The organism is Niabella drilacis (assembly GCF_900101395.1).
Taxonomy (GTDB): Bacteria; Bacteroidota; Bacteroidia; order Chitinophagales; family Chitinophagaceae; genus Niabella; species Niabella drilacis.
The window spans coordinates 96,411-118,701 of the sequence record NZ_FMZO01000004.1 but is presented as its reverse complement, the minus strand read 5'-3'; the positions used below and the strand labels follow the sequence as shown (position 1 = coordinate 118,701).

General features: G+C 48.4%; 16 protein-coding genes. 12 read left to right on the top strand and 4 right to left on the bottom strand.

Annotated features, from left to right (window positions below; translation table 11 throughout):
- Positions 1-2: 2 nt before the first annotated feature.
- Positions 3-470 (bottom strand): methylglyoxal synthase, encoded by a 468-nt coding sequence (locus BLS44_RS08965; RefSeq protein WP_090389737.1) that lies wholly within the window; start codon positions 468-470, stop codon positions 3-5.
- Between the two features lie 90 nt (positions 471-560).
- Between BLS44_RS08965 and BLS44_RS08960 the strand changes: the two genes are divergently transcribed.
- The 9 genes from BLS44_RS08960 (at position 561) to BLS44_RS08915 (ending at position 13,424) form a co-directional block, all read left to right on the top strand.
- A complete protein-coding gene (locus tag BLS44_RS08960; RefSeq protein WP_090389736.1) occupies positions 561-1,463 on the top strand; it encodes a hypothetical protein in 903 nt (300 codons plus the stop codon).
- A 796-nt stretch (positions 1,464-2,259) separates the two neighbouring features.
- A complete protein-coding gene (gene alaS, locus BLS44_RS08950; protein WP_218127718.1) occupies positions 2,260-4,881 on the top strand; it encodes an alanine--tRNA ligase in 2,622 nt (873 codons plus the stop codon).
- A 1,153-nt stretch (positions 4,882-6,034) separates the two neighbouring features.
- Entirely contained in the window at positions 6,035-6,910 is an 876-nt protein-coding gene (locus BLS44_RS08945; RefSeq protein ID WP_090389733.1) for an ion transporter, read from the top strand.
- Positions 6,911-6,912: 2 nt separating this feature from the next.
- Positions 6,913-7,518, top strand: a complete 606-nt coding sequence (locus tag BLS44_RS08940; RefSeq protein WP_090389732.1) for a hypothetical protein — start codon at positions 6,913-6,915, stop codon at positions 7,516-7,518.
- 100 nt (positions 7,519-7,618) lie between these two features.
- A complete protein-coding gene (locus BLS44_RS08935) occupies positions 7,619-8,614 on the top strand; it encodes a PDZ domain-containing protein (protein WP_090389731.1) in 996 nt (331 codons plus the stop codon).
- 187 nt (positions 8,615-8,801) lie between these two features.
- Entirely contained in the window at positions 8,802-10,247 is a 1,446-nt protein-coding gene (gene gatB / locus BLS44_RS08930) for an Asp-tRNA(Asn)/Glu-tRNA(Gln) amidotransferase subunit GatB (protein WP_090389730.1), read from the top strand.
- Positions 10,248-10,317: 70 nt separating this feature from the next.
- Positions 10,318-11,487: a TlpA disulfide reductase family protein gene (locus tag BLS44_RS08925; RefSeq protein ID WP_090389729.1), complete on the top strand. Its 1,170-nt coding sequence runs from the start codon at positions 10,318-10,320 to the stop codon at positions 11,485-11,487.
- Between the two features lie 160 nt (positions 11,488-11,647).
- The gene (locus tag BLS44_RS08920) at positions 11,648-12,790 is read left to right on the top strand and encodes an ATP-binding protein (protein ID WP_090389728.1); all 1,143 of its coding nucleotides are present in this window, start codon (positions 11,648-11,650) and stop codon (positions 12,788-12,790) included.
- 106 nt (positions 12,791-12,896) lie between these two features.
- Positions 12,897-13,424, top strand: a complete 528-nt coding sequence (locus tag BLS44_RS08915) for a YceI family protein (RefSeq protein WP_090389727.1) — start codon at positions 12,897-12,899, stop codon at positions 13,422-13,424.
- A 136-nt stretch (positions 13,425-13,560) separates the two neighbouring features.
- Here BLS44_RS08915 and BLS44_RS08910 read toward each other — a convergent pair whose 3' ends face one another.
- The 3 genes from BLS44_RS08910 to kbl form a co-directional block, all read right to left on the bottom strand.
- The gene (locus tag BLS44_RS08910) at positions 13,561-15,099 is read right to left on the bottom strand and encodes a S10 family peptidase (protein ID WP_090389726.1); all 1,539 of its coding nucleotides are present in this window, start codon (positions 15,097-15,099) and stop codon (positions 13,561-13,563) included.
- A gap of 135 nt (positions 15,100-15,234) precedes the next feature.
- Positions 15,235-16,053: a hypothetical protein gene (locus BLS44_RS08905; protein WP_176954359.1), complete on the bottom strand. Its 819-nt coding sequence runs from the start codon at positions 16,051-16,053 to the stop codon at positions 15,235-15,237.
- Between the two features lie 202 nt (positions 16,054-16,255).
- Positions 16,256-17,443, bottom strand: coding sequence for a glycine C-acetyltransferase (kbl, locus tag BLS44_RS08900; protein WP_090389991.1), 1,188 nt, complete (start codon positions 17,441-17,443; stop codon positions 16,256-16,258).
- Between the two features lie 221 nt (positions 17,444-17,664).
- Between kbl and BLS44_RS08895 the strand changes: the two genes are divergently transcribed.
- The 3 genes from BLS44_RS08895 to BLS44_RS08885 are packed head-to-tail and all read left to right on the top strand — an operon-like array spanning position 17,665 to position 22,281.
- Positions 17,665-18,375 (top strand): hypothetical protein, encoded by a 711-nt coding sequence (locus BLS44_RS08895; RefSeq protein ID WP_090389725.1) that lies wholly within the window; start codon positions 17,665-17,667, stop codon positions 18,373-18,375.
- Positions 18,375-21,128, top strand: coding sequence for a TonB-dependent receptor (locus BLS44_RS08890; RefSeq protein WP_090389724.1), 2,754 nt, complete (start codon positions 18,375-18,377; stop codon positions 21,126-21,128). The genes BLS44_RS08895 and BLS44_RS08890 overlap by 1 nt, the downstream gene beginning before the upstream one ends.
- Before the next feature lies 1 nt (position 21,129).
- Positions 21,130-22,281: a DUF4249 domain-containing protein gene (locus BLS44_RS08885; RefSeq protein WP_090389723.1), complete on the top strand. Its 1,152-nt coding sequence runs from the start codon at positions 21,130-21,132 to the stop codon at positions 22,279-22,281.
- The last annotated feature ends 10 nt before the right edge of the window (positions 22,282-22,291 follow it).

The window sequence follows — 22,291 nt, the reverse complement described above, 5'->3', positions numbered from 1 at the left end:
AACTATAAATCACCACCCCCCTCCGGCAATTTCCGTTTCAAATACATCGAATAATCCGTTTGCAGCGCCTTGTATTCTTCTGTCATAAACGGGGCTGCAAACATAAAATCAGCGGTGGCGGCGTTGCAGGCTACGGGCAGGTTATAGGTGGCCGATAACCTCAGCAGGGCTTTTACATCCGGGTCGTGGGGCTGGGCTTCCATCGGATCCCAGAAAAAGATCAGGATGTCCAGCTTATCCTCGGCGATCATGGCCCCGATCTGCTGATCACCGCCCAGCGGACCGCTGAGCAGCTTTTGGATCGGCAATTGCAGGGCCTGCTCCAGGAGGGTACCGGTTGTTCCCGTAGCAAACAGCCTATGGTCAGCCAGCTTTTCTTTATTCGTCATCACCCAGTGCAGTAATTCATCTTTTTTATGATCATGCGCTACCAACGCAATCCTTTTCCGGGCACCCAGTATCCGTTCCATTGTTGTATTTTAAGGATCTAAAGATAGATAAACCTGCCATTTCTCCCGATTGTTTAAAAACCCATAATTTTAAGCCATAAAATGTAAACCATGCGCATACCTTTCTATCCGATTGCAGCCATTTGTGTGATCTTTTTCCTGGCTTCCTGCAGCAGCACCAATCCCCGGTATATTCATAACCCGGCCGTTTATAATGCTTCTTTCTTCCGACAGCAGGGCGATTTGAAACTGAGTGGAGCCTTTGCGGCAAATCCCAATAACCTTTTCAGCGATATGGATCCTGACAGCAGCAGCAAGGATAAAATGGATAAAAATCTTGGCTTTGATGTACAGGCGGCCGTTGCCGTTACCGACCATTTTATGATCCAGGTGGCCGGTATGCGCCGGTTTGAGAAGGACCGTTTTAATGATGATGACCTTTTAGATGCCAACGGCTCCAGTAAGATCAACTATACCCGCTCCATGATCGACGTGGGCGCCGGTTTTTATACCGCAATGGGCGCATCGCAGAAGGTCTATTTTAACGGCATCTTCGGCGCGGGCTTTGGCTCTTCCAAATCCACCGACAAGGGGAGCCCAACGGAACGCAACCGGTATTACGACTACAACTTTGTGAAATACCATATTACCCCTTCCTTTAATTTCTTTTTTTCCGACAATGCCCGCCTGTCTGTGGCACCACAGTTTTCACTGATGACCAACAGCAATATTAAAACCAATTATACCGAGGATGAACAGGCCCGCGTAGGGTACAACACCCTGCCCAATAAAAGTAAAGTGTTTTTTGAGCCCAGCCTGCTGTTCCAGGCAGGGTTTCCCAATGTTTCCTGGATGAAGTTTGATGTAGGAATGAATTTTGCCACCAACCCGCTCAGCTCCAAATCCAACGAAGACGCCCCGCCAACCGTGTATGAGAACAGGGACCTGCGCTCGAGGAAGTTCCTGTTGTCATTGGGATTGTCGTTTTACCCGTTTGAGGGAAAGCGGAAATAAGGGGAAAGCCACTGAGAAACAGAAGCACTGAATTCATTTGGTTTCCTGTTGGGGGAAAGCCACTGATGCACAGAAACGCTGAATTCTTTGCTTCGGTTGCGGGGAGATTTGAGCGACAGTTTACGATTGATGCAGGCTTTAACTCCCCCGTTCGGTTTGTTTGTAAACACAATCCTGTGTTTCTGTGCCTCCCTTGTTTGCCTCTGAAGTGCTGATACCTTTAGGCTTCTGGTCCTTATTCCCCGTTACTATGGATACCGGGAAATAAGAATAAAAAATCAGTGTTTCTGTGCCTCATAATAACCGGGTATCCATCTTATTAGAATGGCTATCAGGTTTGTGCGGACACCATCGCCGTCCGTCCGGTTGATTTTAAGAATAGAGTGGTCAACGGTAAAAGCTGCAGCGCAGCGATGCTGTTGTTAGCAACGAACACAAGATGGAATTGAGGTGCAGCGCACCGGTAATATAAGCCTGCACCAATAGATTCCCGCCGCGCTGCAGCTAAGAGCAGGTTCCTGGAAGTTGTTGTTACAATGCTTTGCGGCGCGCTGCTCCGGGTTGCTATCAAAAGATCCGGTCATTCTGACCCCAAAGGCTTACTCGTACATTTTATGCGATGGACCTGCCATTATGTTGAGGGCTATGGTATCCACACTGACCGAAAAGTGACCGGCATTCAATTTATAAAAATAATTTTGATGCCGGTCTATTATCAGTGGCCCTCGTCTTTACAGCAAATCAGCCTTTTTCAACTAAATTTGCAGCCCACCGCCTTAATTACGGTGTATTTTATATGATGACCAGTACCGAGATCCGGCAGGCTTTTTTAGACTTTTTTAAAAGTAAAGGGCATGAAATCGTACCCTCTGCTCCTATTGTAGTAAAGAATGATCCTACCCTGATGTTTACCAATGCGGGGATGAACCAGTTTAAGGATTATTTCCTTGGGAACAAACAAAGTCCGTTTCCGCGGGTAGCCGATACCCAGAAATGCCTGCGCGTGAGCGGTAAGCACAACGACCTGGAAGAAGTGGGGGTAGACACGTACCATCACACTATGTTTGAAATGCTGGGCAACTGGAGCTTTGGCGACTATTTTAAGACGGAGGCCATTGCCTGGAGCTGGGAACTGCTGACCGAAGTATTTAAGATACCAAAAGACCGTTTATACGTTTCCGTTTTTGAGGGCGATGAAAAAGAAGGACTGCCTTATGATGCCGAAGCCGCAACGGAATGGAAAAAATGGATCAGCGAAGACCGCATCATCCGGGGAAAGAAAAAGGACAATTTCTGGGAAATGGGCGATACCGGTCCCTGCGGACCTTGCTCTGAGATCCATGTGGATTGCAGGCCGGATGAGGAGCGGCAGCTGGTAGATGGCAAGACCCTGGTGAATGCCGACCATCCGCAGGTAATCGAGATCTGGAACAATGTGTTCATCCAGTTCAACCGCCTGAAGGACGGAAGCCTGCAGCCCCTGCCCGCCAGGCATGTGGATACCGGCATGGGCTTTGAGCGCCTGGTACGGGTCTTACAAAACAAAACATCCAACTACGATACCGATGTGTTTAGCGGCACCATCGCTGCCATTGAAACGATCACCGGTAAAAAATATGATTTCAGCGACAGCCGGGAAGCCATTGCCTTCCGGGTGCTTTCGGATCATATCCGGGCCATCAGCTTTACCATTGCCGACGGGCAACTGCCGGCCAGTACAGGAGCGGGTTACGTGATCCGCCGGATCCTGCGCCGTGCCGTACGCTATTATTATTCTTATTTAGACTATAAACAACCCCTGCTGAACCAGCTGGTAGCCGTGATTGCGAACCAGTTTGAACACGTTTTCCCCGAACTCAAACAGCAGGAAGCATTTGTAACCAAGGTCATCAAAGAAGAGGAGGATTCCTTTCTGCGCACCCTGGAGAAAGGATTGAAACGCATGGATGAACTAATGAATCCCGTTCGCGGAAAATCTGGAACGATCGCCGGTAAGGACGCGTTTGAGCTCTACGACACTTACGGTTTCCCGATTGACCTGACGCGCCTCATCGCCTCGGAAAATAATATCACCATTGATGAAGCGGGTTTTGAGGCCGAGATGCAGCAACAGAAAAACCGCAGTCGCGCCGCAACAGCCGTGGATACGGAAGACTGGCAGCTGGTGCACGGGGAAGTACCGGTGACTTTTGTGGGTTATGAAGACCTGAATGTGCCCACCCGGGTGACCAAATACCGCAAAGTAAAAGCCAAGAATAAAGAACAATACCAGCTGGTGCTGGAGACCACACCGTTCTACGCGGAAAGTGGCGGACAGGTGGGCGATACCGGCAGTCTGCAATTTGGCGATGAGGTGGTACCCGTTACGGATACCAAAAAAGAAAATGAACTGATCATCCAGTTTGTAGATAAACTGCCCGCTGCTATCAGCGGGGAAACCACGGCTATTGTAGATTTTGAAAAGCGTTTAAATACTACATATAATCATACCGCCACACACTTGCTGCATGCCGCATTGAAACAGGTGCTGGGGGCGCATGTGAACCAGAAAGGTTCGCTGGTTTCACCCGATGTACTGCGTTTTGATGTATCGCATTTTGCCAAGATCACCGATGAAGAGATCCGCCAGGTGGAAATGATCGTGAATGAAAAGATCCGGGCAAACATTCCCGTAGTGATCAAAGAAATGCCCAAGGACGAAGCCCTCAAACTGGGCGCCATGGCGCTTTTTGGGGAAAAATACGGAGATACAGTACGCGTGGTGACCATCGACCCCAATTTCTCTGTGGAGCTTTGCGGGGGCACCCATGTACCGCAAACCGGAATGATCGGCCTGCTCCTGGTCACTTCCGAATCCGCCGTGGCAGCGGGTGTACGCCGGATCGAAGCATTGACCGGTCCGGCAGCCTTCCGTTACCTGAGTGAAAAAGTAGCCGAATACAAACAGGTGGGCGAATTGCTGAAAGCCGCTAATCCTTTAAAAGCAATTGAAAAATTAATCACTGATAAGGCCGCACTGGAAAAGAAAGTGGAGCGACTGGAAGCCAAAGAGCTGGTGGGCATCCGTAACAGTCTCCTGCAAAAAGATGAAATCATCAACCAGGTGAATTTTATCGGCGATATCGTGGAAGTGAGCAACCCGGATGCATTGAAAAAGCTCTGTGGTGATCTGAAAAACCATCTGCGCGATTTTGTAGTGGTGCTTTGCGCCAATATCGGCGGTAAGGCTTCCGTAGCCATTGCCATTGCCGACACGGTGATAGCCGCAAAAGGCCTGGATGCCGGGCAGATCATCAAACAACAGGTAGCACCCATCATCAAAGGCGGTGGCGGCGGACAAAAAACCCTGGCCACGGCGGGCGGACAGGAAGCGGGCAACCTGGATCAGGTGATCCATGCGGTGAAAGCGTTGCTTTGATCCGGATCGGTGATATCAGATTTTTACCGTATATAATAATCCTTATTAACCGCATCGATCAGAAGACGCGGAGGTTGAGGCTATATCAGAAGTCTTTCATTTGTCATACTGAGTTTTTGATTTGCATAGCAAGATCGATGAGGCAATGACAAAATACGCTTACGGTCATCCTGTCCGCCGCGGCGGATCAGGATCTTGGGAATTCATGCATAGATGCCGAAACAATTGCCAATAACAGATTGCATTATGCATTGAAAATCAATTATACTTCTTTTTTTCTTCTTCCACTTTTTCTTGACAAAAAGTGGAGCAAAAGTCAAGGCCAAACGAATGCTCCGCCGTTTGGCCGGCCACGTACTGCACACCCGGATCGAAAAGCAACTTTACTCCTTTTGCGACGTAGTAGGTTGAAGATCCTGCTGCCTACTAAGAGCCTGTTTAAATTTTATTGATGGAATTTATTATGAAGCTATTTTGGAGCGAAACAAGGAAAATTTTGCAGGCATAGTAGGCCACTATGGCGAAAAATTTAACGCAGTTGCAGCCCAAAACAGCCATAATAAAGCCATTGAATGAATTTTAAACAGGCTCTTATTTAACAACACTTACTGCACTGCTTTTTTACCACCATGATCGCTTTTCGATAAAATAACCCGCGATGTAAAACGAGGCGCTACGCAACTTGCTGATTGCAGTAGGTACCATTCCGTTCCGGAGTAATTGTAGACAGAACCCGCTCGATGAAAGAGGAACAAAAAGGTGAACGTGTTCTTTCTTAGAAAGCAGTCTGCCGGGCAGTGAAAAGGGAACGCAAGCGGAATGGCGGCGGCGGATAGCGCGGAAAGTGTGTGGCCCGTCGCCAAAGCCTGAAGCGCCGGTTTCCCTGGTCCCGCCTCCCAGCGAAGAACAAACAGGCGGGATTCACCTCCTGGCGGACAAGATTTTTGCTCCGCTTTTCATCGACTGGAAAAGTGGAAAAGAAAGAAGCACGACCTTGAAATATTCCGATTTTTCGGGATCAGTTGTCATCTCCGCATTGATTAGGTTCATCTATCAAAAACTCGGCATGACAAAAAAAAGATTTTAAAAATAGATCCGGCCGTTCCGTATTGCCGACAGCCATAAAAACAGGCCGATTTATTATATTTGACCTATGTCTTTATTCCGGCTCATCCCCGACAGACCCGACGTGGTACAGGACCAGAACCGGCCCGACGAAAAAGGAACCTTCCGGGAATGGCTCTATATCACCATCTTCCAGGCCACCACCACAGCCGGAAAAATCTTTGATATCGGGCTTTTTATACTGATCCTATCCAATATTAACCTGTTGATGCTGGAAAGTGTTGAGTCCCTTGCCATACAGCATGCCCGGCTTTTTAAAACACTGGACACTGTTTTCCTGGTACTATTCTCTGTAGAATACCTCCTGCGCCTCTATTGTGTCCGCTCCGCAAAACGGTATGCTGCCAGTTTTTACGGCATCATCGACCTGCTGGCCATTTTGCCTTCCTATATGGAATTCTTCTACCCGCAATGGCATGTATTCATGATCGTACGCAGCTTCCGGCTGCTCCGGATCTTCCGCATCTTCCGGATGGTAAAGTTCCTGGATGAAAGCCGGATCCTGATGTTTGCACTGATCCGCGGGTTCCGGAAAATTGTGGTATTCCTTTTTTTTGTGGTGCTGCTGGCCATCTTCCTGGGATCGATGATGTATGTGGTCGAATTTCCGCATAACCCCGGGTTTCGCTCCATCCCCCAAAGTATTTACTGGGCCATCGTAACCATCACCACTGTAGGCTATGGCGATGTGGCCCCGATCACCGCCGTGGGAAAAGTCATTGCCTCTTTTATCATGATCCTCGGCTATTCCATCATTGCCGTTCCTACCGGCATTATGTCGGCCTCGGTGATCCAGGAAGAAAAAAGGAACCGTGGAAAACGATGCCCTCATTGCGATGCGGCCGGACATACACCCGGTGCTGTATATTGCAGTCATTGCGGGGAAAAACTTAAACCCGACTAACCATGGGGCCTTCAATGATCCTGGCGCAATTAACGCCTTTTGGCTGGACATTAATTGCCGTAATGATTGTATCCGTTTTTATCGCCCTGAAATTTCTTAAAAGAACCAACCCGGAGTCCAAACCCGGATGCGCCGGTGTGGCATATGTGGCTACCATCTGTTTTATTCTGTTTTTGTTTGTGCTCGTTTTTTTGCCCCTTTTATCACAGCGGATTTACCAGGGAATTACGGGCGAGCGGTCCGGCGGCTTTTTAGAATGGATAACGGTGGGCGGTTGTTTTGTAATGGTATCGGGTATGTTTTACCTGATGAGCTGGGGCATTGCCTTCGCCCTGGGGCGCAATACCCGGCGGTTTGCAGCCGTGGGCAGACAGCTCCTTGCCTGGTTCCTGATTCCGATGGCCATGCTCTTTATGTTTTCCGTGCTGTGTTATGCCGTATACCTCCATTTTGCGGGTCAAAAACAGCAACCTTTTTGGGTAATAGCCATCTGCCTGTTATTTGCGGTCGCACTCTTCTTCGGATGTTGGGGATACCTGAAAATGCTGGCCGATCAGCAGCGAACGTTGCGGAACAACAAAAACAACCGGCGCGGCAATAAACTTTAACATTTCCGAACATCTTCGTATTTCTCAAACCGCTTAACTTTGATCTACGAAAAGAAACGTATTTCTAAAACCTGGGTAAATTCCATAAATTATTAAAAAAATGAAGGCTCATTATGTACTTCTTGCGTTGCTGCTGCCCACAATGGGTTTTGCGCAAAACCGCAATCAAAACAAGGAAGCAGAACAGATCATCATTACAAAAAAAGGAGCAACCGATGGTCCCATGAACATCGTGATCGATGGCGATAAAGTTACCGTAAACGGCAGGCGGGTTGATGCCGACAAAGAAGCCGACATTACGGTCAAAAGAAAAAAGATCAAGGACCTGGATGTGTACAATGAGGAGGGCTTTCAGGATCGCGGGCGCTCTTTTAATTTTAATATGAATGGGGAGCGCGGGTTGGCACCCAACAAGGCTATGCTGGGAGTGGTAACCCAAAAAACCGATGACGGTGTAACGGTGGTGAACGTTTCGGAAGAAAGTGCCGCTGATAAGGCGGGTCTTAAAGAGGGGGATATCATCACTGCTGTAGACGGCAAAAAGATTGATGCACCGGATGAACTTTCAGCGGCCATAAAGGACAAAAATCCCGGAGATAAGGTTTCTATTGCCTACAAAAGGGATGGCAAAAGCTATACATCCCAGGCAACACTTACCAAATGGAAGGCCCCGGATACCATGGACCTGAACCAGGGTGGCGGCAACTCCTTTTCCGTACCGGATATTGATTTTAATGACCTGATGCGCCAGCTGCCCAACCAGCAGGGCAACGGGAGCCGCAACTTCAGATTTTATGGTGCGCCTGCCATGGAATCCAACGCGCCTAAGATCGGTATCCGCATCCAGGACCTGGAAAAAGGCGAGGGTGTCAAGATCCTGGACGTGGATAAAGGTTCTGATGCCGACAAAGCAGGCCTGAAAAGCGGAGACATTATCCGGGAGATCAACAACCAGGAGGTGAACAATACGGATCAGGCATCCAGGGCGATCCGCGGTACCCGGAAGGCATCTCTGGAGTTCAGGATCAGCCGGAACGGGAAAAGCCAAACCCTGACCGTCACCCAGTCTGCAAGAATAAAGACAGCTGATCTGTAGTTTTTTCAACCTTTCTTCCCGAAAAGCGTTATATCAGTAGCATAGCATCTATATGCTGATAGTTTTTAAGTTTTCGTGATTTAGGGTTAAAAGGCCGCCCCGGTTGAATCGTGGCGGCTTTTTTATGGCCGGTAAAACCGATCTCCTTGCGTATCTTCGCGGACCTGAACAATTGATACGGTAACACATGGAATGGAGTGAAAAATATGAAATCGTGATTGGCCTGGAAGTGCATGCCCAGCTGCTGACGGAAAGCAAACTTTTTTGCGGAGACAGTATTGCATTTGGTGCGGCACCCAATACCCATGTAAGTCCCATCACCCTGGCGCATCCCGGCAGTTTGCCCAAAATGAACCGGAAAGCGATCGAATACGCGGTAAAACTGGGACTGGCCTGCCAGTGTGAAATTGAACAAAAGAACTATTTTGCCCGTAAAAATTATTTTTACCCCGATCTTCCGAAAGGCTACCAGATATCGCAGCACACAACCCCTATTTGCAAAAACGGGCATGTAACCATTAAAACAACTTCCGGCACCCGGGACATTCGTCTGAACCGGATCCACATGGAAGAAGATGCGGGAAAAAGCATCCATGATGTAGATCCGTATAACACAGCAGTAGATTATAACCGCGCAGGCACTCCCCTTGTTGAAATTGTAACGGAGCCTGACCTGCGCAGCAGCGAAGAGGCTTTTGCCTATGTAACGGAATTGCGCAAACTGGTGCGTTACCTGGAGGTATGCGATGGTAATATGGAGGAGGGCAGCATGCGTTGCGACGCCAATATCTCCGTTCGTCTGAAGGGGACTGAAAAGCTGGGTACCAAGGTAGAAGTAAAGAACCTTAACTCCATCCGCAATGTAAAACGGGCTATTGATTTTGAAGCAGAGCGTTTAATGGGCCTGCTGGAAGCAGGAGAACCCATCCGCCAGCAGACACGGAGTTTTGATGCCGGCAATGGCACTACTTTTGCCATACGCGACAAGGAAGATGCCGAAGATTACCGGTATTTTGCCGACCCGGACCTGCCTCCCTTTGACCTGGAGGACGCGTTCATTGAAGATATCCGCCGGATGATACCGGCCCTGCCCGCCGAACGTATTCAGCAGTATATGACAGAATACCAGCTACCGGAATATGATGCGCACGTGATTACCGAAGAACGGGGTACCGCCGATTATTTTGAAACCATCCTGCAGCATACAAAAAATTATAAGGCAGCCTCCAACTGGATGCAGGGACCGGTAAAGACCTGGCTGAATGAAAACAGCCAGCCAATAGAAGCCTTCCCGCTAACACCGGCACAGGTAGCAGCCCTGATCCAGTGCGTAGATTCCGGGAAAGTGAGTTTTTCCATCGCCTCCGCAAAGTTATTTCAATTGCTGTTACAGCACCCGGAAGAACAGCCCCTGGCGCTGGCAGAAAAAAACAACCTGATCCAGCAATCGGATGCTGCAGACCTGGAACCGGTGATCGATGCTGTACTGGAAAAACTGGCCGCCAAAGTAGCGGAATACAAAAAAGGCAAAAAGGGATTGCTGGCATTGTTTGTTGGAGAGGTGATGAAGCAAACCAAAGGCAAGGCTGATCCGAAAAAGACCAACGAGATATTGTTGAAAAAATTGCAATAAACACATAGGACCTGTAAGGTGTTTTGCGTCGGCCCAAACCTTACAGGTCTGTTTTTGAAAAATCAAAATAATGAAACAACTCATCGCGATAGCATTCCTGGCGATCGTTTTTGCAGGATGCAAACAGGACAACAAAAAGAGTTTTACCGTAAACGGAGCCATTACCAATACCGAGGCCAAAAAAGTCTACCTGGAAGAAGTGCCCGTAGCTTCCATGCAACCTGTGATCGTAGATTCTTCAGATATTCAGAACGGGAAATTCACATTAAAGACCGAGGCGCTTGAAGCTGCCATTTACAATATCCGGCTGGATCAGCTCGATTTTCCGGTAGCATCCGTCATCAACGACGAAGCAACAGTGGACCTGAGCATTACGATGAGCACCCACAACCCCCAGTTACCTGAGAAGTTCGATGTAAAAAATTCTCCCGCAAGCCAGGCCATGAAGGAGTTTATGCTGGCCTTTAATGATAAAATGATCCGGTTGGTTAATAATGCGCATAAACTGGACAGCCTGCGTACCACAAAAGTAGCCGACAGTACCCTGGCACCGTTAATGCAAACCATTAAGCAGGATGGCACAGCGCTCCGGGCATATGCGCTGGGCGAGATCAAAAAAGGCGTGAACCCGGCCCTGTCTATGTTTGAGCTGGGATATTACCAGTCAACGGCAAACGGACAGGCCCTGGGACTAGAACCGCTCGATAATAAACAGGTGCTGGCCCTTATTGATGACGTTACCAAAAAATTCCCGAACCACGTGGCCGTTGCCGGATTAAAGATCAACCTGCAGCAGGAAATGAAAGCCGCGGAAGACCGTACCTGGATCGGAAAACCGGCACCCGACTTTACCCTGCCGGATGTTTCCGGAAAACCGGTGGCACTGAATTCCTTTAGGGGACAATACGTGCTGGTCGATTTCTGGGCCAGCTGGTGCCGCCCCTGCCGCGCTGAAAATCCGAACGTGGTAGCCGTTTTCAATAAGTATAAGGCCAAAGGATTTACCGTTTTAGGCGTTTCGCTGGATGACGACGCCAATTCCTGGAAGAATGCCATCCAAAATGATAAACTGGCCTGGACCCAGGTGAGCGATCTGAAAAAATGGGATTCACCGGTAGTCCCCATGTACAAATTCGGCGGTATTCCGTTTAACGTATTGATTGATCCGCAGGGAAAAGTTATCGCAGAGGGGTTGCGCGGCATGGACCTGGAAAATAAGCTGGCAGCCGTTCTCCCCTGATCCTGAACTTTTTAACAATTATCAGAATATCGTTTGTGTTTTTTGTGGATTACAATCCACAAAAAGAAATCATTTTATAGAATATACTCCACAAAAACAACACTTTTTAAGGAATACAATCCATAAAAGATAGTATATTTATGGAACACATTCCATAAATATGAAAAAAGAGATCAACCGGGTATTGGAAGATGTTTTATATAAACGCGTTGATTATAAAAAAGCCATTCTCCTCTTAGGTCCCCGCCAGGCGGGCAAAACCACGCTGGCCAGGCAGCTGGGAGCCCGGCTATCCAGCGATTATATCTATTTCAACGGGGATGAGATACAAACCCGTAGTTTATGGCAATCGCAACAGTTAACCCTGTTAAAACAGACCATTGCCCCTCATTCTATTATTCTTCTTGACGAAGCGCAAATGATCGAAGATGTGGGCCTTATCTGCAAGCAACTCCTTGATGCAGACCTGAAGAAGCAGCTGATCATAACAGGTTCCGCTGTGCTGGATATTGCAAACTCAACCCAGGAACCATTAACCGGCCGGAAATGGGAGTACAACCTCTATCCCATCAGTTATGCGGAATTGTATCAACACCAGGGGTTGCTGGAAACCAACCGGAACCTGGATGCCTACCTGGTATATGGGACCTACCCGGAAGTGGTAAGCGATCTACCCAATGCCATTGCCCTGCTCAACAATCTTACCAGCAGCTATCTTTACAAAGATGTGCTGGCCCTTACCGGTCTGCGAAAACCACAATTGCTGGATAAACTTCTGCAGGCCCTGGCCCTGCAAACAGGCAGCGAGGTATCCCTAAATGAGCTGGCGGCACTGGTAGGCGCCGATGTAAAAACGATAGACCAATACATTTACCTGCTGGAACAGGTTTTTGTGGTATACCGGCTCAATGCCTTTTCCCGCAATCTCCGCAACGAGATCAACCGTAAAAAAAAGATCTATTTTTATGACAACGGCATCCGGAACGCGGTCATTGGCGATTACAAACAACCGGCGCTTCGAAACGACCGGGGCGCGCTTTGGGAGAACTTCCTGATCACCGAACGTAAGAAATTACTGGCCTATAACGGTTTTTACGGGCGAACCTATTTCTGGAGGGATAAACGGGCCGAGATCGACTATATTGAAGAGATCAATGGTGAGATCTATGCCTATGAGTTCAAATGGAACCCGGAAGCCAGGACAAAATTCCCCGTTTCATTTGTAGAAGCCTATCGGCCCAAAGAGACAAAGGTCATCCACTCCAATAACTACCAGGAATGGTTGACTACTTATCCCTACTAAACGGGATCTTTACAAAATCTTAACCATCAATCTTAATCTAGGTTATTTTCTGTCCCTTGTTCCGGTACTAATTTTGTGTTATCAAATCACAAAAACAAATACGACTATGGCTACATGGACAATGGACCCGATGCATTCGGAAATAGGTTTTAAAGTAAGACACCTGGTAATTTCAAACGTATCCGGGAAGTTTACCAGCTTTGAAGGCACCGTTATTGCAGACAATGAAGATTTCAGTGATGCAAAAGTAACTTTTAGTGCAGATATCGACAGTATTTCAACCGGCCCTGCACAGCGCGATGAGCATCTGAAATCTGCTGATTTTTTTGATGCAGCCAACCACCCTAAGTTAACTTTTGAATCAACGGCCATCACTCCAAAAGGAGGCGATGAGTTTGAAATGACCGGGGATCTGACCATCCGCGGAACAAAGAAAAGTGTTACCCTGAATGTGGAACTGGGCGGTATCGGCCCCAATGCATACGGACAAACTGTTGCCGGTTTTGAACTGAACGGCAAAATAAACCGTAAAGATTTCGGACTGAACTGGAGCGCTGTTACTGAAGCAGGCGGTATTGTAGTGGCAGATGAAGTGAAATTACATATTAACGCAGAGCTGGTAAAACAGGCCTGATCCCCTAAAGGGAATGCTGTATAAGGCACTTTAAATATTAAATGTAGAAGGAGATCGTCTCTCAGGGAATGTTCCCGGTTTACTGAGAGATTTTTTTCCTTCTACATTTTTTATTTTGCAGTTATCATTTCATATTTCAATACCGGGCGGCCTTGCTGGGGATAGAAGCCCTGATAAATGCCCGGATCTGTTCCGTGCTTGTTTTCAGATCTTCTTTCCGCAGGTACATCATATGACCGCTGCGGAACCCCGCCCACTGGATGCGGTCTTTTAACTTACCGGAAGGATCCATCTGCCAGAGGTTATACTTGGCGTTAAAATAATCGCAGGCGCCGTCATAGTAGCCAGACTGCACCAGCAGGTGCAGGTAAGGGTTGGTAGCCATGGCACTCCGCAGGTTTTCACCGGTACGGTCATTGTCGTTATCCCAGGGCCATACGGATCCAAACACATTATAGGGATAATCCGTCTTATAATTCAGATCCTTCCTCAGGTACATATTGATCGGGGGGGTAAACGCATGCAGCCATGCAGTGAGTTCGGCATTAAAGTCCGGCCGCTCACCACCGTCCTTTTTATCAACGCCTTTATAGCGGGAGTCCAGGCGACCGATGGTAAACCCTTCATTCCGCAACAGTTCTTTCCAGAACAGGTTGGGGGAAATATCGAGGTTATTCTGCAGGATCACCTGCTGCGACAGCCCGGAGTAGGTTGCCATTTTCTCCGCAACAGACTTCCTGATCCCCTCATCCAGCTGGCTGCCCTTATTCAATGCAGGTAATAGCTGGTTCATGGTAAAATCTTCCACCTCCGGCAAAAAAGCCTCCAGCTCCTTCTGCTGAAAATTTGCAGCCAGTTTTTTATGATACCAGGCCGTGGCCGCAAAATAAGGCAGGCGCAAAGCAGCATCCGTTGCGGTTCCCCGCTCAATGCCCAGGGTGGTGGGCGATACCAGCACTACCCCGTTCAGGTACATCCAGTGTGCCTGTTGCAGCTCCAGCGCCAGCCCTGAAACCCGCGTGGTACCATAACTTTCCCCGATAAGGTACTTGGGTGAGCCCCAGCGTTCATACCGGGTCACAAACGTATTGATCCAGTCGCCCAGGTATTTAATATCAGCATTTACACCAAAAAATTTTGTTTTGGGCACCTCCTTTCCCACGATCCTCGAATATCCCGTGTTTACCGGGTCCACATATACAATATCCGCTACATCCAGTATAGAGTACGGATTTTCCTGGTAGCCGTAAGGTTGTACCGGGTAGCCTTCATCATCAATATTCAGCAGTACCGGGCCTGTGTAGCCGATATGCATCCATACGGAAGCAGATCCGGGTCCGCCGTTAAAGGAAATAACCAGCGGCCGGCTGGCCTTGCCCACATCCGTACGCTCATAATAGGTGTAAAATAATCCTGCAATGGCCTTACCATCTTCATCCCAAACAGGAAGGGTGCCCGCTACAGCCTTGTAGGGAACCTTCTGTCCTTTAATGGTTACCGTGTGATGGGTAATTACTGCGGCATCGGGGTTAAAACTCAGATCCGGCGATGCATTCTTCTTTTCTTCAGCCGGCCGTTCCTGTTTCGCGGGCTCTGTTTTGGGTTTGGATGTTTGCGTATATGCACTATTAAAATACAGGAGGGCCACACAGCAGCAGAAAATAAATTTATTCATCTGTTTATTTTTTTATTTGTCAGATGTCTTTTCACAGCATCTTTATTAAACCAAAACGGAAGGATCAAACCTACCGATTTTTTTTTAAAGGCAGATCCGTCAACAATATCGGAGATGGATGAGAACCGGCCATTCTTAAAGCAGTCTGCGGAGGAAAAAAGGCAACCCATGAAAATGATCCACATGGTCCGGAGCCGAATTTCCTGCAAACCCAAGCACTTTAAAATTCCCCTTATCAGCCTCGCTGATCTGCTGCATTCCTCCCGGGCCCTCTTTTAAAACAGGGATCGCCTTTAACTGCAGCAGCAGCAGCAGATAGTCCGCCGCTTCCGTGGTACTTACAAAAGTTCCCGGAAAAATCTCCGAATGTGTAAACAGCATTTGCTTGCCGGTTACCGGCAAAACGGCCTTCCGGGCAAATGCCAGAAAAGGTTCCAATCCTATGGAATCAATTAGGCCACCCTCTGCCAGTACTTTCCGTTCCGGAATATAGCTGGCGTGCAAGCCATCCAACAGCAATATGGTGTTTACAGAAGCAAAATCATCCGCGTCAGACAGAATGCTTCTGATAGCACCATACCCGGCACTGAATCCGCTTAAAATGATCTTCCGTTGCCGGATCCGGCTTTCCATATGTTCCTGAACGGTGTTCCAGATGGCTGTCACCAGCTTTTTAAACACCGTATCATTTTGAAAAGGCCGGGCATAGGCCCCGGATCCGGATCCGAGGTTTACCGAAACAGCAATGAGATTGGTTTTACTTTTTTCAGCTGTATAAGCCGGCACATAGTTCAGTCCGTGAAAGTGGATCAGCAGATCAGCCCATGCTGCCTTTTTTAGCCGGTTGGGAATGTATACAAATACCGGTTTGGCTAAAACACTGTCGATCGTATATGTAATGCCTTGCTGTACATCAAAGGCGATCCGCTTATGCCTGCGTGTGGTTTCCTGCATAGGTGAGGGATACTGATCCGGCACTTTTGCGGACTGAGCCGCTGCCGGACAGGACCAAAGTACGAATACAAAAACCGGGAGGCATCGCTGTAACAAAGTCATTTTACCAACGGTTCAGAAAAGATTGATATTCTAAAAACAATTCTCCGATAACTGGCAGCCGAAGACTGCCCCGAAGTTTGGGGGGGCTGATTGCTGCGCGCTATTTCAGTACTCCCAGCGCTTTCCCAACTTTTGTAAAGGCTGCAATTGCTTTGTCAAGATGTACCTGCTCATGACCCGCGCTCAGCTGCACCCTGATCCGCGCCTGCCCCTTGGGCACCACAGGAAAGAAGAACCCGATCACATAGATGTCCTCATCCAGCAACCTGGCAGCAAACTCCGCCGCCAGTACGGCATCATATAACATAATAGGTACAATCGGGTGATCGCCCGGTTTTATATCAAAACCTGCGGCCGTCATTTGAGTACGGAAATACTTTGTATTGGCCTCCAGCTTATCCCTGAGCGCCGTTGAAGAAGAAAGCATATCCAGCACCGCTATAGAACCGCCGACAATGGACGGCGCCAGGGTATTGCTGAATAAATAAGGTCTCGATTTCTGGCGCAGCATATCAATGATCTCCTTCCTCCCGGATGTAAATCCGCCGGAGGCACCGCCCAGCGCTTTGCCCAGGGTACCGGTAATGATATCGATCTTTCCCATTACGCCCCGGTATTCGTGCGTGCCGCGACCGGTTTTGCCCAGGAACCCGGAGGAGTGGCATTCGTCAATCATGATCACCGCATCGTATTGTTCTGCCAGTTCCACGATCTTATCGAGCTGGGCAATAGTGCCATCCATACTAAATGAACCGTCCGTTACAATGATCCGGCTGCGGGCGCCGGAAGCTTCTTTTAATTTTGCTTCCAGGTCCTCCATATTATTATGCTCATACCGGTAACGTTGTGCTTTGCAAAGACGCACCCCGTCAATAATACTTGCATGATTCAGTGCATCTGAGATAATCGCATCCTGGTCATTAAACAACGGCTCAAAAACACCACCATTGGCATCAAAAGCCGCTGCATATAAAATCGTGTCTTCTGTACCCAGGAATGCGGATATCTTTTGCTCCAGCTCCCTGTGAATGTCCTGCGTACCGCAAATAAACCGAACGCTGCTCATGCCATACCCGCGGGAATCGATGGTAGCATGCGCCGCTTTGATCACATCGGGATGGGAGGACAGCCCCAGGTAATTGTTTGCACAAAAGTTGATAACGGTTTTACCATTCACCAGGATCTCGGCGCCCTGCGGGCTTTCGATGATACGCTCTGTTTTATACAAGCCTGAAGTTTTTATTTCTTCCACCTCAGCTCCGATACGTTTTGTAAAATTTTCGTTCATATGAAAGAGTTTAGCTGCGCCGCAGGATCTCCGGGCACCCGGCAAAGGTGTTGAAAAAAGCCATACAAAAGAACGTTTTTACCGGCTTTGTTCAATCGGTTGAACCCGGCCCGGCTGTTGACAGACCCCACCGCCTGTTAAAATAACCACTGAAAAGATTTGCACCGGAACTGTATTTGCCTTATTTTTATCAATACAGCAACGACCATTGTTGACCGCCCATGAAAAAAGAAACAGTTCTAACGCTTTTTTTTATACTGCTTGCTACTGCCGATCTTTATGCCCAGCGGAGCGGTTCTTCGCTTTTCAAGGATCCTGTTTACCTGCCCGAGCGGTTCTATACCACATTTAGCAATGACCTGCCGATCTACAACGGACGGCTGTACCAGGGATACCTGCCTACCATAACCGGAACGCCGTTTATGGATGACGACCAATGGATGGAAGGCACGGTATTTTTTGACAGCACCTGGTACAAAAATACCCGGTTAAAATATGATGTGGTAGCCGGCGAGCTGGTGATTGAAAATCCCAATAAAATGCCGGTCATCCTTCCCGGGAGCCCGCTGTATGCATTTACCCTGGGGCAGGAACGGTTTATAAAACTGGGCCCCGGAAACAGTACCGTACTGCCTGCCGGCTTTTATGAAATACTTGACGAAGGTGCATTGACCGTATTAGCGCTGCGGAAAAAGATCATCCGCGAAACCACCGGCCAATCAACGGTAGAGCGGGAGTTCACCTGGAATAACCGGTTTTATATTTACAGGGATAAGGTATTCTACCCCGTTTCTTCCAAAAAGAACCTCTATGCCCTTATAAAAGAAAAAAGATCAGCCATTCATAAGGCTTTAAAACGAAAAAAGGCCCGATTCAGAAAGGATCCCGAAGCGACAATCCGAATGGCCGTTCAACTTTATAACCAGGACTAATGTTAAAACGGCTTTTTATATTCATCTTTTTTTCCAGCCTGTGCACCGCTATAACGGCACAAACCACGGTATCAGCGGCACAGGACAGTATCTTTGTCAAAGCTTATTTCTCGCAGCTGGAGCAGGAGTCCGGCTATTTTTTTTACTATAACAGGGAACAGATCGATTCCATAAAGATCCCCACCCCCCCTGCCGGCGGTTCCTTGTCCGAACAGTTGCAGCACGCGCTGAGCAAAACAATGCTGGCCTATGCTGTTGACCACCATGGAAAAAAAGTATACATCACCGGCAATTTAAAGATCCAGCTTTCATTGCCTGCCGGCACCTACTACCGTACCGGTGCGGCAATACCCGCATCAAAGACTGCTCCTTCGGCCGATTACGGATTGAACGATAAAGACCGGAAGATCATTACTTCAGAAGAAAAGATCTATGAAATCGGCAACCGGAACGGCCTGCATCATTCGCAGGCATTGCTTACCGGGAACATAAAAAGTGCCCGTACGGGTGAGCCCTACCCCAATGCCTCCATTGCCATCGACAATGCCTATTTTGCCAACTCTGATGCATATGGCAATTATTCGTTAAGCATTCCGCCGGGAAAGCACGTGCTCAACATTGTAGGACTGGGTATCCGGGAAATGAACCTGAACCTTGTAGTATATACGGACGGGCGCATGGATGTTTCTGTACAGGAACAGGTGCCCACGTTAAAGGAAGTGATCGTATCCTCTACCCAAACCCGGAACATCCGGAATGTGCAGATGGGCGTAGCGCGCCTGAGCATCCAGGAAATCAAGCGCATCCCGACTGTTTTCGGAGAAGCTGATATCCTGCGTGCAGTAACTACCCTGCCTGGTGTAAAAACGGTGGGAGAAGCCAGTACCGGCTTTAATGTAAGAGGTGGCTCCACGGATCAGAACCTGATCCTTTTCAATGATGCCACCATTTATAATCCTGCACACTTTTTTGGCATGTTTGCAGCGTTTAACCCCGAGATCGTAAAGGATGTAGAACTCTATAAAAGCTCGATACCTGCAAAATACGGCGGCCGCCTGGCGTCAGTACTGGATGTGAACAGCCGGGAAGGAAATAAGAAACAGCTGACCGGGTCGGCCGGGATCGGGCTGATCACCAGCCGTCTTCAGCTGGAAGGCCCTATTGTAAAGGACAAGACCTCTTTTATTTTCGGGGGACGTACAACCTACGCCAACTGGCTGATCAATCTTTTACCAAAGGAGTATGATCAAAGCCGGGCTTCGTTCCAGGATCTGAACCTCGGGATCAGCCACCGGATCGATTCCGGCAGCAGTATCTACCTGAATGCCTATTACAGTAACGACCGGTTCAACCTGAATAATGATACTACTTATGGCTATACCAACCGGAATCTTTCGCTGAAATGGAAAAAGAACTTCACCCGTCGTTTGCAGGCGGAATTCATCGGGGGGTATGACTATTACCGCTATAAGATCAGCGCCGATTCCAATATCATTAACGGGTTTAAACTCTTCTTTGATATACGCCAGCTTTACGGCAAGCTGAACTTCGTATATTTTATGAATCAGAAACATTCGTTTGATTTCGGGCTCAGCTCATTATCGTACTTGCTCCAGCCGGGCACTTTTGATCCGGCCAGCAGCCAATCGCTTGTACGACCCGATACAGTAAGCGCAGAACGGGCGCTCGAAAATGCCGTTTATGTTACGCACCGGTTCAATGCCACGGGGCAGCTCTCTTTCAGCACCGGCATCCGCTATTCGTTTTATTCTTATTTAGGGCCACAGGACGTGAGCAATTACCGGGAGGGCCATCCCCTCACGGATGACACCCGCACCGGCATTACCCACTATAATAAAGGGAAGTTTATTAATAATTACCAGGGCCCCGAGATCCGGTTTTCCATGCGCTATGCCTTTACACCTACGTTCTCAATAAAGGCAGGGTATAATACGTTAAGGCAATACATTCACTTACTGTCCAATACAACCGTTATTTCCCCCACTGATATCTGGAAACTAAGCGACCCCAATATCAGGCCCCAGATCGGCGACCAGGTTTCTATCGGATTCTATAAGAACCTGAAATCAAACACGATTGAAACATCGGTAGAGCTCTATTATAAAAATATAAAAAACTACCTGGATTATAAACCCGGCGCCACCCTGTTGTTGAATCATCATATAGAAACAGATGTGATCAGCACCAAAGGCAAGGCTTATGGTCTTGAGTTCCTGATCAAAAAGCCGGTGGGCAAGCTGAATGGCTGGGTCGGATATACTTATTCCCGTATCCTGCTGCGGTCTACCGATCAAAGTCTTGGCTTTGTGGTCAATAACGGAGCCGATTATCCGGCCAACTATGACAAGCCGCATGATATAACGATCGTTGGCAATTTCAGGATTAACCACCGCTTCAGCCTGTCGCTGAACTCCACCTACAGCACCGGGCGTCCCATCACCTATCCGATAGGCCGCTTTTACTACCAGGGATCAGAAAGAATGCTGTATTCCGACCGGAATCAATACCGGATACCGGATTATTACCGGACGGACTTCTCCATGAATATCGACGGCAACCATAAAGTGCACCAGAAGACCCACAACTCGTGGACCATTGGCGTATACAATCTTTTGGGAAGAAGAAACCCCTATTCGGTCTATTTTATCTCTGAAAACGGTGCTGTGAACGGGTACAAGCTATCCATTTTCGGAAGCGCCATACCATTTATCAATTATAACATACGTTTTTAAAATGAAACAGGGATCTTATTTTCAGATACTGGTCATCATTATTCTTTGCCTTTCATGCAAGGACCGGTATTACCCCGGGATCAATGCCCCCGGGACCGGCTACCTTGTGGTGGAAGGAACCCTGAATGCCGGCAACACCGCAACAAGCCTGCTGCTGTCCAGGACCGCCGCGGTTAACGGCGGCAAGGGAATCACCCCGGAGCTCAACGCAAGCGTTGCAGTAGAGGGTAACGATAATTCCGTAAAGCAATTAATCATGAATGCGCCGGGTAATTACCAGAACACCCTGGAATTATCTGCCAACAATCTTTACCGCGTCCGGATTAAGACTTCCGACGGAAAGGAGTACCTCTCGGATTTCGTACCGGTAAAAAAAACCCCGGAGATCGACAGCATCGGCTGGAAGCAAAACGAAAAAGGGATGCAGCTATATGTGAATACGCACGACCCGGCCAACAGTACCGTCTATTACCGGTGGGATTTTGATGAGACCTGGGAGATCAACAGTTACTACCACTCCTCGCTTATCTATGATTCGGCATCGCCCGACGCAGACAAGGCCGGGGTAAGGCCCCGGATCTTTCCGAAGGAAGACGTTTTTTATTGCTGGAAATACGGCCGGTCCAGCAATATCTATATCGGAAATTCTGCCAAACTCACATCGGATGTTATTTTTCAGCAACCACTTAACCAGATACCAGCCGGCGATGAGCGCCTGTCTGTAAAATACAGTATCCTGCTGCGCCAGTATGCTATGGATAAAGCCGCCTACGAGTTCTATGATCTGATGAAAAAGAATACGGAATCCATTGGAGACATCTTTGGTCCCCTGCCTTCCGAGCTAAGAGGGAATATCCATTGTACCAGCGATCCCGGGGAGCCCGTTATCGGGTACATTTCAGCAACGGCGCCCACCCAAAAGCGGGTATTTATCAGCCGGCCCGACAGATGGCCGTTCCAGCAATTCTGCGAAACAAAATTTGTGATCCAAAACAGGGACAGCACCCGGGAGGCTTTTTCTTCGGGAGTCTTTATCCCGATCGAAAATACTACGCGGGAGCCCCGCACGGATGGGTATTCGGCTTCTTCCGCATCCTGTATCGATTGTACGGCAAGAGGCGGAAACCTTCAAAAACCATCTTACTGGCCCTGATAATTTTGAG